The sequence below is a fragment of the Streptomyces sp. NPDC007264 genome, assembly GCF_042869095.1.
Taxonomy (GTDB): Bacteria; Actinomycetota; Actinomycetes; order Streptomycetales; family Streptomycetaceae; genus Streptomyces.
This window is the reverse complement of record NZ_JBIAFD010000009.1, coordinates 216361-231396: the sequence shown is the minus strand read 5'-3', so window position 1 is coordinate 231396 and position 15036 is coordinate 216361. Positions and strand designations below refer to the sequence as shown.

Sequence of the window (15036 nt, the reverse complement as noted above, 5' to 3'; positions counted from 1 at the left end):
GTGGGGTGGTTCGCGGCCGCGGAGGCCGCCGAGGACCGGACGTCCCGCGTACCGATCGTGACCGTACGCCGCCCGGACGACCTGCGGATGGCCGGGGCGGGCTTCCCCCTCGGTCCCGAGACCGTGCTGACCTGCGCCCATGTCGTCAATGACGCGCTGGGCAGGAACCGCTTCGAGTCCTCGCCGCCCGGCCTCGGCGACATCCCCGTCGAGGTGGCGGGCGCGCACGGCACCGAGCGGTATCCGGCGCGCGTGGCGCACTGGATTCCACCGCGCGCCCAGGACGGCGGGGCGGTGCGCGAGGGCGACGACGAGTGGCTCGGCGACCTCGCGGTGCTGCGGGTCGACGGGCCGCCCGAGGGTCTGCCCGTCCCCCCGTCGCGGACCGCGATGGCGGAGGGCCAGCGGGTACGCGCATGGCACGGCAGCGGACGCGACGCCACCTTCGCCGACCTGACCGTCACCTCCCTGACCGGCCCCGTGGGCTACCTCGACGGACGCTCCACCGGAATGGCGGTCGGCCCGGGCTACAGCGGCGGCCCGCTGTGGTGCCCGAAGGCGCAGGCCGTCGTCGGTGTCGTCGCCGCGCACTTCATGCCACCCCACGATCCGGTCACCGGGGCCACGATCCGGCACACCCCACAGCACCTGATCCGGCGGAGCTGGGGCATCCCCTGGCAGCACGTCGAGGCCGAGCTGCACCCCATGGGCGTCCTGGACGCGCTGGATCCGGTACCCCTGGATCCCGAGGACCCCGCCTTCGTCCTGCTGGAGGATGCGGTCTGGGACGCCCTGCCCTCGGCCAGCGGCCGCGTCGACTGCGCCGTGCGGCTGGCACGGGCCTGTGGCGTGGCCCGGGGCAGCGACGTCACCCCGCCCCGGCCGGAGGAGTTCGCGGCGTTCCTGCTCACCCACCCGCGCGCGCTGGCGGCCCTCAGCGCGATCCTTCGCCGCGGCGCCCCGGACGCCGCGGACCGCGTCCTGGTCGCGGGCGCCCTCTCCCGCACACCCCGGCTGCTCTCCCCTCAGGAGAACACCGGTCTGCGCAAGCTCCTGCGCAAGATGGAACGGACCGTGCTCGGCAGGTTCCCCGAGGCGGTGCGCGCCGCCCTGCCCCTGGCCGCGGCCTTCCCCGCCGGGGACACCGTCGACGCCCTGCTCGACCATCTGGAGGCACTGCACGGTGACGGCCGCTCCGGCGGCGGCGAACGCCGGGTTCCGGCGCTGCTGTGCGTCATGGAGTACATCGGCTCGCTGTGCCCCGGCCCGTTGCGGGCCGAGCTGCGCATGTGGTCGGACGGGGTGGCGTGGCGGCTCGGCATCCCGCGGGAACAGCTCGGCGAGCGCCGCTCCATGGCCCAGGAGTGGGCCCGGGGGGTGCGCAACCGCCCGGCACGGGCCCGGGTGCTGGTGCAGGTGACCCGGGCCGAACGGGGCCGGTACCGGCTGCGGATCTGGTGCGACGAGGGCACCGGCCCGCGGCAGGTGTCGACGGACAGCGTCGTGTCGTACTCGGCGTCCGAGGCGGCCCGCGAGGTGCTGCGGGTCCTCGATTCGCCGGGTCGCCCCACCGGGGACGAACCACAGCCCCTCGTCGAGGTGCTGGTGGACCGCACGAGCCTGAACCTGCCGGTGGACGAGTGGGAGGCGAGGGCCCCCGACGAGATCGTCCCGGGCGTCCTCGGAGTGGAGTTCCCCCTGGTGGTGCACTGCCCGGAACTGCTGCGCCGACACGAGCGTTTTCTGCCCCACTGGCGCAAGCGCTGGAGCCGGCTGGACTCGGGGACGACGGAGATCGTCTCGGACGCGTCCGCGGACCCGGGCAAGATCTACGCAAAACTCGTCAACCAGCTCGACACGGTTCGCGTCTGCGTGGATGTACCACCCGGGCTGCGGGACGGCATCGTGCAGACGTGTCTCGCCGTGGGCATACCGGTGGTGGTGTGGGACCGGGGCCGCGACGGCGCATCGCACGTGGTGCGGCACATGGACCGGGTCGCCACCCGCGAACTGCCCGACGGAGTCCGCAGTTACCGGGCCAACGCCATGGCCAGTCCGCCCGAGTTCCCCGGCCGCCCGGTCCTCGCCTGGGCGGACGCCGACCGCACCGTGCCCCGACTGCATCTGAGCGAACCACAGGAGAGCGCATGACTTCCGCCTCCGAGGCCGACTGGCGCCTCTTTCGCGGCGACCGGACGCCCAGGGCCGTGACGCTTCCACCGGCCCCTCCCTGGCGCCGCTTCACGCCCACCCGGTCCGCACGCCCCGAACTGCCGTACCTCATCGAGCCCAAGCACGCCGACGTCGTCAATGCCGCTCTGCATCTGCGCCGCCCGCTGCTGGTCACCGGCCCGGCCGGCACCGGCAAGTCGTCGCTGGCCCGCGCAATCGCTCACGAACTGCGGCTCGGCCGGCTGCTGCGCTGGTCCATCAACAGCCGCTCCACCGTGCGGGAGGCGCTCTACCAGTACGACGCGATCGGCCGGCTGCGGGAGACGACACTCAGCCGGGACCGGGGTGAACGGGAACCGTCCATCGGCACGTTCATCCGGCTCGGGCCCCTGGGCACCGCGCTGGTGCCGTCGGCCACCCCCCGCGCGCTGCTCATCGACGAGATGGACAAGGGCGACGTCGACCTGCCGAACGACCTGCTCACCGTGTTCGAGGAGGGCGTCTTCGACATCCCCGAACTGACCCGGCTGCCCGAGGACATGGCCGATGTGGAGGTGCAGACCGTCGATCACGGGGGGACGGTGACCGTGCACCGCGGGCTCGTCCAGTGCGCGGAGTTCCCCGTCGTCGTCATCACGAGCAACGGCGAACGGGACTTCCCACCCGCGTTCCTGCGCCGCTGTGTCCGGCTCGACCTTCCCCTGCCGGACGAGGAGCGGCTGCGCGCCATCGTCGCCGCCCACCTCGGCCGGGACGCCCTGCGGGAGGCGGACGACCTGATCGACGCGTTCCTGCGCCGCCGGGCCCTGAGCGACCTGGCCACCGACCAGTTGCTGAACGCCGTGTTCCTGCGGGCCGGGGGCGTCGACCTGAACGCGGAAGGACTGCTGGAGGCCGTACTCCACCAGCTGACCGGGGCGCTGTGACCATGGCGGGCGACGGTGACGGCGACGCCCGGCCACGGGGCGGTGACGGACGGCTCGGGGAGGCGTTGCGCGTGCTCGCGGCCTGCGGACACGGCCTGGACGCCGACCAGGTCCTCGACGTGCTCTGGCTCGCGCGCCGTCTGCCCCCCGGAGCGGACGCCCCGCTGCGCCGGGAACCACCCCCCGAGCCCGAGCCGGACCCGGCCCCCACCCGGGAACCCGATCACGCCGCCCGGCCGCCGGGCGGCCCGGACACGGACGAACCGGACCTGCCCGACCTCGCCTCCCCGGCCCTGTACGCGGCGGCCCGCACGTCACCGGAGCCCGCGGCACGGGTCCGGCGGCAGCCGGACCCGGAGCGCCGCCGGGCGATGCCGGTCCGGGTCCCCGAGGCCAGGGCGCTGTCCGGGGAACTCGCACTCGGACGGGCCCTGCGGCCGTTGCGCCGCCGCCGGGACAGCCAGCACCGCTGGGAGATCGACGAGGAGCGCACGGCCGCCCAGCTCGCCGAGACCCAGCTGCCCGACGTGGTGCAGCGGCCGGTGCGTGAGCGCTGGCTGCATCTGGTGCTGCTCGTCGACGACGGTCTGTCCATGCTGCTGTGGCACCGGCTGGGCGCCGAACTGCGAGCCCTGCTGGAACGCCTCGGTGCCTTCGCCACCACCCGCACCTTCGGCCTCGACGCACGCAACGCCCGCAACCCCCGCCTGCACGCCCGCCCCTTCCAGCACGCCGGCCCCCACCTGCCGCTGAGCACGGTCAACGATCCCTCGGGCCGCACGCTCGTCCTGGTCGTCAGCGACGGCATGGGAGCCGCCTGGCGTTCCGGCACGATGCACGAGCTGCTGGCCCGGCGCGCCGCGCAGGGTCCCGTCGCGGTGCTGCACACCCTGCCGCCCGGCATGTGGGAGGCGTCCGGCATCCACGCCGAACGCTGGCAGGCCGGCACCCGGCGGATCGGCGGCGCCAACACCTCCTGGCAGATCACGGATCCGGTGCTGCCGCCCGACCTCGCCCGCTTCGAGGGGATACGGGTTCCCGTCCTGGAGCCGACGGCCGCCTCGCTGGGGGACTGGGCCCGGCTGCTCGCCTCGCCGGGCACCACGGTGGAACTGCCCCTGCTGTCCCGCCCCAGCCGGTACGCCACCGTCGCGCCGTCACGGGACCTGGACAGCCCCCAGCACTTCCGGGACGCGGCCACCCCGGAGGCGTACCGGCTCGCCGCGCATCTCGCGGCCGTGTCGCCCCTGTCGGTGCCCGTGATGCGGCTGGTCCAGACGTCGGTGCCGTGGCCCGCCCGTACCGCGCACCTCGCGGAGGTCTTCCTGGGCGGTCTCATCCGGCCGCATCCGGCGCCCGTGCCCGGGCCGCTGCCCGCCAAGCACCTCGTCTTCGACTTCTCCGACGCGTCCAAAGCGGTGCTCCTGGACGCCGTTCCGCAGGCCGAACTCCTCAGGACGTCCCGTCGGATCGGCCGCCGTCTGGAAGAACTCGCGGGCAGCTCCCCCGACTTCCCCGCCTGGCTGGTGCACCCGGACGGCTCCGCCGATCTGCCCGGTTCGCACCAGCCGTTCACCAGCGTCGAGCGGCGCCTGCTCGCCCGCTTCGGGGTGTCGTTCGGCGACGCCCCGGCCACACCGGCACCGCACGGCGAGAACCCCGGCGCGGCCGAGGCCGACGGCTGGGGCCCACTCACGGACGACGACCCCCGCCGGCTCGGCCCCTTCCGGCTGCGCGTACGGCGCCGCGGCCGCCGTACGGTCGTCTACCGGGGCGTCGACCGGGACGGCGTGGACGTCGTGCTGCGCGTACCGCGCCCCGATCTCCCCGCCGCCAACGCCGGGTTGATCGAGGTGGAGGCCGAGGCGCTGGCCCGGCTCCAGGGTCAGTACGCGCCCGTCCTGCTCGCCCGGGAGCCCGGGGACCGGCCGCCGTGGCTCGCGATGACACCGGTGCGCGACGCCGACGTCCCCGACGCGCAACCGCCGCGGCTCTCGGAGATCTTCAGCCGGGCCCTTCTGGACGGCACCGCGCCCTTCGACATCCTCGCCGGGCTCCTCGTCGGCTGGCACCTGGCGAACGCGCTCGCGCTGTGCCACGTGAACGGGCTGGTGCCCACGGACTTCAGCGCCGACAGCGTGTTCGTCCTGCGGCGCACCATCGTCCTGGCCGATCTGTCGGACTGCGTCGTCGACGGCCGCCACCTCGGTTCGGGCTCCGTCCCGACCGCTCAGGACAACGTGCGGTCCCTGGGGGAGCTGCTCCAGCTCATCAGCACCAAGGCCGGCTGGGAGATGCCCTCCCTCCCGGAGGGCATGCACCTGTGGCAGGGGGACACCTGGGAACGGCTGCGGCGGCTGGTGCTGCGCTGCCTGGACCCCGACCCGGTGGCGCGTCCGACGGCGAGCGAGGTCGCCGAGGTGCTCGCCCGGTACGTCGCCATGGCGCGCCTGACACGCGGCGGCCCGGACGCCTCGGCGCCGGCCGCTCCCGTCGAGCCCGCGGCCGACGTGCCGCTGAGCCTGCCGCCGGGGGACGGGACGGACCGGGCGGGCGGGCGGGCCCTGCGCCTGCCCCGGTTCGGCACGGCCCGCCGGGAGGGCGAGGCACGCCTGGAGCGGCTGCGGGTGCCGCTGCGGCGCAGCAGGCGCGTCACCCTGGCCGGCGCCTACTACTACAGCGGGCGGGCCACCACCACCATGGTGCTCGGCTCACTGCTGGCCACGGTGCGGGGCGAGCCGGTGCTGGCCCTCGACGGGGCCGCCACCGACGGGGCACTCGACGCGTTCCTCGACGGGCGCAATCCGGCGGTCGTCCGCGACCTGGCCGCCCTGCCGCCCGGTCCGTCGTACGAGGAGATCCGGGCCCACACCACGCGGCTGCCGTCCGGCCTCGAGGTGATCGCCCACCGCGGCGGCCATTTCACGCCGAACCCCGCCCACGCGCAGGAGTACGCCCGCGTCCTGGCGCACACGGCGCCCTACTACCCCTTCGTCCTGACCGACTGGGCCCCGCTCGCCCTGGACCGCTCGGCGGAGGCCGTACTGGACCACACGGACCGACTGGTCGTGTGCTGCGGCACCGCGGACTGGTTTCTCGACGCGGCCGTACGCACGCTCGAAGGGCTGCGAGAGGCCGGCCGCGGCCGCCTCGCACGGGAGGCGGTCGTGGTGGCCACCGACATCGACGGCCCCACCGGCCGGGACGTGCCCGCCGATGCCGCCGGACGGCTGGGCCTCCACGTCGGCCAGGTGGTCCATGTCCCCTTCGACTCGGCGCTGCTGACGCCCGGGTGGGACGTTCACCGGCTGCGCCCCGCGACCACGAGGGCGTTCCTGGAACTCGCGGAACTCGTCGTCGCGCCCGAGACGCACTGATCCCCGGGCGGCGGGGCCACCCGGGGACCGGAGAGCACGACCGGCGAGGCCGGGCGGGGGGGGAACGTCAGATGAGGCCGAGCCCGCGGACCGCCTCGCGCTCCTCCGCCAGCTCCTGGACGGAGGCGTCGATGCGGGCGCGGGAGAACTCGTTGACGTCCAGGCCCTGGACGATCTCGTACTTGCCGTCCTTGCAGATGACCGGGAAGGACGAGATCAGGCCCTCGGGGACGCCGTAGGAGCCGTCGGACGGGATGCCCATGGAGGTCCAGTCGCCGTCGGCGGTGCCGTTGACCCACGTGTGGATGTGGTCGATCGCGGCGTTGGCGGCGGAGGCCGCCGACGACGCGCCACGGGCCTCGATGATCGCGGCGCCGCGCTTGGCGACGGTCGGGATGAAGTCCTCGGCCAGCCACTTCTCGTCGTTCACGACCTCGGCGGCGTTCTTGCCGGCGACCGTGGCGTGGAAGATGTCCGGGTACTGGGTGGCGGAGTGGTTGCCCCAGATCGTCAGACGCTTGATCTCGGTGATCGCGGTGCCCGTCCTCTTCGACAGCTGGGTCAGCGCGCGGTTGTGGTCCAGCCGGGTCATCGCGGTGAAGCGCTCGGCCGGTACGTCCGGGGCGGCGGCCTGGGCGATCAGCGCGTTGGTGTTGGCCGGGTTGCCGACGACCAGGACCCTGACGTCGTCCGCGGCGTGGTCGTTGATGGCCTTGCCCTGCGGCTTGAAGATGCCGCCGTTGGCCTCCAGGAGGTCACCGCGCTCCATGCCCTTCGTGCGCGGGCGGGCGCCCACGAGGAGGGCGACGTTGGCGCCGTCGAAGGCGACGTTCGGGTCGTCGCTGATGTCGATGCCCTGCAGCAGCGGGAACGCGCAGTCGTCGAGTTCCATGGCCGTGCCCTCGGCCGCCTTGAGCGCCGGGGTGATCTCCAGGAGGCGCAGCCTGACCGGCACGTCCGCGCCGAGCAGGTGGCCGGAGGCGATGCGGAAGAGCAGTGCGTAGCCGATCTGGCCGGCCGCGCCGGTGACGGTGACGTTCACGGGAGTGCGGGTCATGGCGTTCTCCGTATGACAGCTGGCGGTGGGGCGCCGTCGCCCCGGGGTAGCGGGATCCCACCGGCCGGCTCGCGGCCGGTACCCGCCGAAGACGATCGATCAATGGAACGAATGATCGATCTCTTGGCGTCAAGAGAGATCCAGCCGTCAGGCTATCGCGCATCCGGGACGCCGGACGGCCGGGCCCGTGTGGCCCGCCCCACAACCCGGGCGGCGGCCGCCTGCCCGAGACAGAGGGGGGAACTGGGCGGCGGCCGCCGTGGGGATGTCCTGCCGGACTCCCGTGGGGGGTAATCCTGCGCTTGCCCCGTGGCGGGACGCTCATGCGCGCCGCGCGGAGATTCTTTTCGGGAACAAGCGCGCGGTGCGCTTCCACGCGCCCTCCGGCCGACGGCTGTGCCCCGGCGCACACCTCTGTCCCGACGTCCCCCGGGGCCGCCGGACACGCGCTGTGCCGGCTATGCCGTGCACCCCTTCCGGCCCGACACCAGCGTCACGCATGCCTTCGCCTCGGCCGCGTCCTTCACCGCCAGCATCGGGGTGTACGCGTCCGTGTCCGCGGCCTGGGTGACCGAGCCCGTCTGCCTCGGGGCGGACGCGCCCGCCGACACCTGGACGCTGTCGCCCTGCGCCGCCCGGGTGATGCGGGCCCACGCGGCGCCGCACGTCCTGCTGTAGCGGACCTCGACGAGGGTCGTGCCGACGGTGACGCTGGTGGCCGTCGTCGCCCGGGTCCCGCCGCAGCCCATGTTCTCCGGGTCCTTGCCGGTGCAGCCCGCGCCGCTGCACTTGACGCCGGCGGGCAGGTCGGCGCTCGGGCGCGCCGATGTCGGGGACGGCGCGGGCCCGGTCCGGGGCTTCCTGCCGTCGCCGCCGGTGAAATGGAACACCGCCCCGATCACCACGAGCGCCCCGGCCGCGCCCGCGAGGAACATCGTCAGCCGGCGCCTGCGCCGCCGCCCGCCGGACGGGCCCCCGGCGTCCGGGCGGGCGTCGCGGGGCTCGCCGTCGGCCGTCGTCGGCCCGTACGGCCGGGGCGCGCCCGGCGTACGCGCCGACGCGTCCGGCGGCGCCGGAGGTCCCTGGGGCGCGGCGGCCGGCCCGCCGGCCCGTGACGGCCCCCGGTATCCGGCGAGCCTCCAGGAGTTGTGTCCCGGGGAACCGGCAGGCGACGGCCGTCCACCGCTGCCGGCGTCCGCGCCCCGGCCGCCCTCCGCGGCCGTCGGCCGCACAGGCGCGGCGGGAGCCGCCCCGGCCGGTGCCGCGTCCCCGGGGGCCACGGTGGTACCGCGGGCCGCCGTGCGGCCGCGGGCCTCGGTGTCGGGGGCCGCCCCGAACTCCCCGAGCGCGGCGCGCGCCTGGGCGATCCGGATGGCCTCCATCGTCCGGTCGCGGCGCATCTCCGAGCGGCTCCACGCGCGCTCGGCCAGCTCCCACATGGTGGTCAGATGGACGGGGTCGGTGCCGGTCACCTCGGCGAGAGCGACGATCGCGCCCTTCGGCGCGAGCAGCCTGCCGTCGAGGTAGCGCTCCCAGGACGTCTTGCTGTAGCCCGTGCGGTCGGCCACGGCGGAGACGCTCAGCCCGCCGCGGTCCACGAGCCGCCGCAACTGGCTCATGAACTCCTTCACCTGCGGGTCGAGTTCATCGGGCAAGGCCCTCCAACGAGGCATTGCTTCCCCCTCTTTCCCCCTGGTACGTGCCGGTGTTCCTCCCGCACGCGGTGCCCGCTGCCGAGTCCCCGTTCTGACTACCCATCGGGATGCGCCCGGCCAGGATGTCAGTTCCCGGGGTGAGGGCGCACGGGAGCATTCGGGTGGAAACGCGCACCGCCGCGTGCGCCTCCCGCCGGTCCTCGTTCCGGCCTCACCACGGTAGCCCCGACGGGCTCCGGGTCCGGTGCACGTCCTCCGACTTGTCAACATATCGACACAACAGAGACACGGTGGCGACCTCGGCGGGCACAGGGGGAACAGGTCACCCGAGCGTGACGGCTCCGACGAGGACCACGGCGAGCATCGTCAGCAGCGCGAGGAGCGCGACGAGCAGGAGGCGCCGTCCGGCGGGCCGCGACTCGGGCTCCTCCAGCCGGTCCCACCACGGAAGCGTCGGATCGTCCTCGTACTCCCCCGGCACCGGACCGGCACCCGGCGCCTGCGCCGGCGCGGGGACGGGGACGGGGGCGGGGACCGGGGCGGGCGCGGACACCGGAACCTGTGCCGGGGCCGGCTCCTGCGGGCGGGGCCAGGCGTGCACGGCCAGCTCCCAGCGCACGGCGAAGCGTTCCGCCTCCTCACCCGGGAGCCCCGCGACCCGGCAGAGCGCGGCGACCGCCTGGCGGGGCGGCGGCTGGCCGGCGTTCAGATAGCGCTGCCAGGAGGACTTGCTGTACGCGGTGCGCGCACCGAGGGCGACGAGGCTGAGACCGGTGCGGTCCTTGAGGAGCCGCAACTGCTCCACGAAGTGCCGTACCTCCGGCGGCAGATCGTCCGGCAGTGGCTGCCAGGCGCCCATTGCTCACTCCTCCGCGTTGCCCGGTCCCAGAGCCTTTTCCGTTCGATTGACGACGTCAGGGGCTGCATCGGTTCCGTTGCGGGGCCCGGACACCGTAGCGGAACGGTCACTTCCGTGCCACAGCGGACTGCCAGGTGTTGAACAGCTCCGGCCTGTGGATCAGGGTGTTTCCCGGGCGGCCCCGACCGCCCCCGGCGCCCGGCCTCCCACGGGGGAGAGGCCGGGCGCCACCGCGTGTCCGGGCCTCCGGAACGACGGACGGGCCGTCCTTCCGGGGGAAGGACGGCCCGCCGTGCGCGCCGCGGACGCTCCGTCAGGTGCGGATCGTGAAGTGCAGCGTGTCGTCCAGGAACGGTATCTCCAGCAGCGGATGGGGCTGGGCCATCATCGCGAGCAGCACGATGGCACCGCCGAGGATGCCGTAGGTGACCATGTCGGTGAAACGGGAGCGCACGGCGAGCATGCCCACGTCGGGCAGCATCCAGCGCATCACCGCGCCGCCCAGCAGCGCCGTCCCGATCAGGATCGTGCCGAAGCGGAACGCGTCCAGCGCCGTCACCAGCAGCCCGAGGCCGACGACGCCCAGCACGGCGAGGATCGGCCACTGCCGTGCCGGCGCGGGCGCGCCACGCGGCGCCGCCCGGCCGCCGCCCTCGGGCCGCGCGGTGTCGCGGGTGATCCGCGGAAAGCGCCGCGTCACACGCCGCGCCGTCCCCTCGGCGTCGGGGGCACTGACGGCGTCCCGCACCATGGGCTCGTCGTCGGCGTCCGGCCGCCGGGCGGCGGCCCCCCGCGGGATGCCCTCGGGCCTGTCCTCAGCCGACACTGCGCTCCGCCGCCTCGACCACGTTGACGAGCAGCTGGGCCCGGGTCATCGGGCCGACACCGCCCGGGTTCGGGGAGATCCAGCCCGCCACCTCGACGACGTCCGGGTGGACGTCGCCCACGATCTTGCCCTCCGCGTTGCGCGACACGCCGACGTCGAGGACGGCGGCGCCCGGCTTCACGTCCTCGGCCCTGATCAGGTGCGCGGAGCCCGCCGCGGCGATGATGATGTCGGCCCGCCTCAGGTGAGCCGCGAGGTCCCGGGTGCCGGTGTGGCACTGGGTGACCGTGGCGTTCTCGCTGCGCCGCGTCAGCAGCAGCGGCATCGGGCGGCCGATGGTCACGCCCCGGCCGACGACCACCACCTCGGCGCCCTTGATCTCCACGCCGTAGCGGCGCAGGAGGGTGAGCACGCCGTTGGGGGTGCAGGGCAGCGGCGCCGGCTCGTTCAGCACCAGGCGGCCGAGGTTCATCGGGTGCAGGCCGTCCGCGTCCTTGTCCGGGTCCATCAGCTCCAGGACCCGGTTCTCGTCGATGCCCTTGGGCAGCGGCAGCTGCACGATGTAACCGGTGCAGGCCGGGTCCTCGTTCAGCTCGCGGACGACCGCCTCGACCTCCTCCTGCGTGGCCGTCGCGGGCAGTTCGCGCTGGATCGAGGCGATGCCGACCTCCGCGCAGTCGCGGTGCTTGCCGGCGACGTACTTCCGGCTGCCGGGGTCGTCCCCCACGAGGATCGTGCCGAGTCCGGGCGTGACGCCCCTCTCCTTCAGCGCCGCCACGCGGGCGGTCAGATCGGACTTGATCGCGGCTGCGGTGGCCTTGCCATCGAGAATCTGGGCGGTCATGGTCCCCATCCTCCCGGATGACCCGCCCCGGGTTCCAATCCGGGCAGCTTCCGAAGGTCCGCGTCCGTTTCGACCCATGATCAGCGATGTTGCACTTGCACAACACATGGGAAATGACGCTGGACAAAGGTCCGATCGCTTAACCACGATGAACTGCACAGTGCCGCGGGCAGTGCCGGGGGGACGCACCGCATCTGTAGTACTTCCTCCGTACGGTGCCACGCGTCGTCCCCGCACCTGAACAGACGGAGGAACGATCGCCATGAGTTTCGGCGACCCCAACAACCCCTACGGTGCCCCCCAGGGCCAGCCCGGCTACGGATACCCCCAGGGCCAGCAGCCCGGTTACGGATACCCCTCGGCCCCTCCGGTCCAGCCGCCGTACGGCGGCTACCCGGCCGGTCCGGCGGTGATGCCGGGCAGTGTGAAGGCGGCGCGTGTGATGCTGTTCGTCCTGGGTGGCTTCCAGGTACTGGGCGGCGTCGGACTGATGGTGGCCAGCGCCTGGTTCGCCAACAGGTTCGAGGACGCTCTCTCCTCCAACAACGAGGTCTCGTCCGCGGACGCGAGCAGGGCCGCCGACTTCGGCGCCGGAGTCATGATCGTCATCGGCGCGATCGTGCTGGCCTTCGCCTTCTGGGGGATCTTCACCGGCGTGAAGTTCTCCAGCGGGGGCGGCGGCGTGCGCGTCTCCGCGATCGTGTACGCGTCGCTGGTCATCCTGTTCAGTCTCCTGAGCCTGGTGGGTGCCAACGTCTTCGCCCTGCTCAGCCTGGTCATGGGCATCCTGATCATCGTCTTCTGCGCCAACAGGAACGGCAGCGCGTGGTTCAACCGCCCCCGCTACTGAACCCTGCGCGCCCTTCGCTCCCACGGCCGTGTTCCGCCCTGTTCGGGGGGACACGGCCGCAGTGCGTTCCCCGCGGTGCGTTCCCCCCGGACCGCATCGGCGCGCCCGGCGGCGTCCGTTCCCGAACGGTGCCCTGCCGGTACCTTCCCGGACCGCGACGCACGTGATGCCGGGCCCGTCGGCCGACGGGCCCGGCATCACCGGGGGCTCACCGCTTTCGCCGCTCGCGCGGCTCAGTGGAAGAAGTGGCGCGTGCCCGTGAAGTACATGGTCACGCCCGCCTTCCGGGCGGCCTCCACGACCTGCTCGTCACGGATCGAACCGCCGGGCTGGACGATGGCCCTGACGCCCGCGGCGATCAGGATCTCCGGCCCGTCGGGGAACGGGAAGAAGGCGTCCGAGGCGGCGTACGCACCGCGCGCCCGCTCCTCGCCCGCCCGTTCGACGGCCAGCTTGCAGGAGTCGACGCGGTTGACCTGGCCCATGCCCACACCCACCGACGCGCCGTCCTTGGCGAGCAGGATGGCGTTGGACTTGACGGCGCGGCACGCCTTCCAGGCGAAGGCGAGCTCCCGCAGCTCCTCGGCGCCGAGCGCCTCGCCGGCGGCGAGGGTCCAGTGGGCGGGGTCGTCGCCGTCGGCCTGGAGCCGGTCGGTGACCTGGAGCAGCGCCCCGCCGTCGATCTGCTTGACCTCGGCGGGGTTGTCCGGGCCGGTCGGGGTCTTCAGGACCCGGATGTTCTTCTTCTTGGTGAGGGCGTCGAGCGCGCCCTCCTCGTAGTCCGGCGCGACGATGACCTCGGTGAAGATCTCGGCGACCTGCTCGGCCATCTCCCGGCTCACCGGCCGGTTGACGGCGATGACACCGCCGTACGCGGAGACCGGGTCGCAGGCGTGCGCCTTGCGGTGCGCCTCGGCGACGTCCGCGCCGATCGCGATGCCGCACGGGTTGGCGTGCTTGATGATCGCGACGCAGGGCTCGTCGTGGTCGTACGCGGCACGGCGCGCGGCGTCCGTGTCGGTGTAGTTGTTGTACGACATCTCCTTGCCGTGCAGCTGCTCGGCCTCGGCGAGGCCACCGCTGCCGTCGACGTAGAGGGCGGCGGGCTGGTGCGGGTTCTCGCCGTAGCGCAGGGTGCTCCTGCGCTCGTAGGTGGCGCCCAGGAAGTCGGGGAAGACCGAGTCGTCGACGGGCGCGTACGCGGAGGCGAACCAGGAGGCGACGGCGACGTCGTAGGCGGCGGTGTGCCGGAACGCCTCGGCCGCGAGCCGCTTGCGGGCGGTGAGGTCGAAGCCGCCGTCGCGGACCGCGGCGAGGACGTCGGTGTACCGGTCCGGGCTGGTGACCACGGCCACGGACGGGTGGTTCTTGGCGGCGGCGCGCACCATCGAGGGCCCGCCGATGTCGATCTGCTCGACGCACTCGTCGGGGGAGGCGCCGGAGGCGACGGTCTCGCGGAAGGGGTAGAGGTTGACGACGACCAGGTCGAACGGCTCGACCCCGAGGTCGGTGAGCTGCTGCCGGTGGGTGTCGAGGCGCAGGTCGGCGAGGATGCCGGCGTGCACCTTGGGGTGCAGGGTCTTGACGCGGCCGTCCAGGCACTCGGGGAAGCCGGTCAGCTCCTCGACCTTGGCGACGGGGACGCCCGCGGCGGCGATCCTCGACGCGGTGGAACCGGTGGAGACGAGCTCGACGCCGGCCTCGTGCAGTCCACGGGCGAGCTCTTCGAGCCCGGTCTTGTCGTAGACGCTGACGAGCGCGCGCCGGATGGGCCGCTTGGTGCTCTCGGCGGTCACTGGATAACTACCTTTCGTCCCTCAATGCGATAGCCGTTGCGGGCGAGCCGCCCCACGACCTCGACGAGCAGCCTTCGCTCGACTTCCTTGATGCGCTCGTGCAGCGCACTCTCGTCGTCCTCGTCCCGGACCTCCACCACGCCCTGGGCGATGATCGGTCCGGTGTCGACGCCGTCGTCGACGAAGTGGACGGTGCACCCGGTGACCCTCGCGCCGTACGCGAGCGCGTCCCGCACGCCGTGGGCTCCGGGAAAACTGGGCAGGAGGGCGGGGTGGGTGTTGATGAACCGTCCACCGAACCGCGCGAGGAACTCCTTGCCGACGATCTTCATGAACCCGGCGGAGACGACCAGGTCGGGCTCGTACGCGGCGACGGCCTCCGCGAGGGCCGCGTCCCACTCCTCGCGGCTGCCGTGGTCCTTGACCCGGCACACGAAGGTGGGCAGCCCGGCGCGCTCGGCGCGGGCAAGGCCCTCGATGCCGTCGCGGTCGGCTCCGACGGCGACGATCTCGGCCCCGTAGGCGGCGGCGCCTCGCTCGGCGATGGCGTCGAGGAGCGCCTGCAGATTGGTGCCGGACCCGGAGACCAGGACGACCAGGCGCTTGGCCGGGGACTCGGTGACGGTCTCGGCCACGGACTCGGCCACGGCGGGGCCCTTTCTCGGGGGTGTGTT

At 73.7% G+C, this 15036-nt stretch carries 11 protein-coding genes; 4 read left to right on the top strand and 7 right to left on the bottom strand.

Annotated features, from left to right (window positions below; all coding sequences use genetic code 11):
* The 3 genes from ACFYMU_RS18095 to ACFYMU_RS18085 are packed head-to-tail and all read left to right on the top strand — an operon-like array spanning window position 1 to window position 6475.
* A complete protein-coding gene (locus ACFYMU_RS18095; RefSeq protein WP_388373879.1) occupies window positions 1-2151 on the top strand; it encodes a trypsin-like peptidase domain-containing protein in 2151 nt (716 codons plus the stop codon).
* Window positions 2148-3098, top strand: a complete 951-nt coding sequence (locus ACFYMU_RS18090; RefSeq protein WP_388373877.1) for an AAA family ATPase — start codon at window positions 2148-2150, stop codon at window positions 3096-3098. Before ACFYMU_RS18095 ends, ACFYMU_RS18090 begins: the two co-directional genes overlap by 4 nt.
* Before the next feature lie 2 nt (window positions 3099-3100).
* Window positions 3101-6475: an SAV_2336 N-terminal domain-related protein gene (locus ACFYMU_RS18085; RefSeq protein ID WP_388373875.1), complete on the top strand. Its 3375-nt coding sequence runs from the start codon at window positions 3101-3103 to the stop codon at window positions 6473-6475.
* A gap of 67 nt (window positions 6476-6542) precedes the next feature.
* Here the strand turns inward: ACFYMU_RS18085 and ACFYMU_RS18080 are convergent, their stop codons facing one another.
* The 5 genes from ACFYMU_RS18080 to ACFYMU_RS18060 all read right to left on the bottom strand — a co-directional run bounded on the left by ACFYMU_RS18080 (window position 6543) and on the right by ACFYMU_RS18060 (window position 11716).
* Entirely contained in the window at window positions 6543-7532 is a 990-nt protein-coding gene (locus ACFYMU_RS18080; RefSeq protein ID WP_388373873.1) for a malate dehydrogenase, read from the bottom strand.
* A 458-nt stretch (window positions 7533-7990) separates the two neighbouring features.
* Complete coding sequence (locus tag ACFYMU_RS18075; RefSeq protein WP_388373871.1) at window positions 7991-9187, bottom strand: DUF2690 domain-containing protein; 1197 nt, start codon at window positions 9185-9187, stop codon at window positions 7991-7993.
* A gap of 322 nt (window positions 9188-9509) precedes the next feature.
* Window positions 9510-10046 carry a helix-turn-helix domain-containing protein gene (locus ACFYMU_RS18070; RefSeq protein WP_388373869.1) on the bottom strand — a complete coding sequence of 179 codons (537 nt, stop codon included), beginning with the start codon at window positions 10044-10046 and terminating at the stop codon, window positions 9510-9512.
* A 313-nt stretch (window positions 10047-10359) separates the two neighbouring features.
* Window positions 10360-10872 carry a DUF3017 domain-containing protein gene (locus tag ACFYMU_RS18065; protein ID WP_388373867.1) on the bottom strand — a complete coding sequence of 171 codons (513 nt, stop codon included), beginning with the start codon at window positions 10870-10872 and terminating at the stop codon, window positions 10360-10362.
* Window positions 10862-11716, bottom strand: coding sequence for a bifunctional methylenetetrahydrofolate dehydrogenase/methenyltetrahydrofolate cyclohydrolase (locus ACFYMU_RS18060; RefSeq protein WP_388373865.1), 855 nt, complete (start codon window positions 11714-11716; stop codon window positions 10862-10864). The genes ACFYMU_RS18065 and ACFYMU_RS18060 overlap by 11 nt, the downstream gene beginning before the upstream one ends.
* 262 nt (window positions 11717-11978) lie before the next feature.
* Here ACFYMU_RS18060 and ACFYMU_RS18055 point away from each other — a divergent pair, with 262 nt between their 5' ends.
* A complete protein-coding gene (locus ACFYMU_RS18055) occupies window positions 11979-12566 on the top strand; it encodes a hypothetical protein (protein ID WP_388373863.1) in 588 nt (195 codons plus the stop codon).
* A gap of 233 nt (window positions 12567-12799) precedes the next feature.
* Here ACFYMU_RS18055 and purH read toward each other — a convergent pair whose 3' ends face one another.
* Both purH and purN read right to left on the bottom strand, forming a co-directional pair.
* Complete coding sequence (purH, locus tag ACFYMU_RS18050) at window positions 12800-14362, bottom strand: bifunctional phosphoribosylaminoimidazolecarboxamide formyltransferase/IMP cyclohydrolase (protein ID WP_388373862.1); 1563 nt, start codon at window positions 14360-14362, stop codon at window positions 12800-12802.
* Window positions 14359-15009 (bottom strand): phosphoribosylglycinamide formyltransferase, encoded by a 651-nt coding sequence (gene purN / locus ACFYMU_RS18045; RefSeq protein WP_388373860.1) that lies wholly within the window; start codon window positions 15007-15009, stop codon window positions 14359-14361. Before purN ends, purH begins: the two co-directional genes overlap by 4 nt.
* Window positions 15010-15036 lie beyond the last annotated feature (27 nt).

Coding starts and splice junctions, on each gene's coding strand:
- ACFYMU_RS18090 (WP_388373877.1), top strand. CDS start 2,148: ATGACTTCCGCCTCCGAGGCCGACTGGCGCCTCTTTCGCGGCGACCGG.
- ACFYMU_RS18085 (WP_388373875.1), top strand. CDS start 3,101: ATGGCGGGCGACGGTGACGGCGACGCCCGGCCACGGGGCGGTGACGGA.
- ACFYMU_RS18080 (WP_388373873.1), bottom strand. CDS start 7,532: ATGACCCGCACTCCCGTGAACGTCACCGTCACCGGCGCGGCCGGCCAG.
- ACFYMU_RS18070 (WP_388373869.1), bottom strand. CDS start 10,046: ATGGGCGCCTGGCAGCCACTGCCGGACGATCTGCCGCCGGAGGTACGG.
- ACFYMU_RS18060 (WP_388373865.1), bottom strand. CDS start 11,716: ATGACCGCCCAGATTCTCGATGGCAAGGCCACCGCAGCCGCGATCAAG.
- ACFYMU_RS18055 (WP_388373863.1), top strand. CDS start 11,979: ATGAGTTTCGGCGACCCCAACAACCCCTACGGTGCCCCCCAGGGCCAG.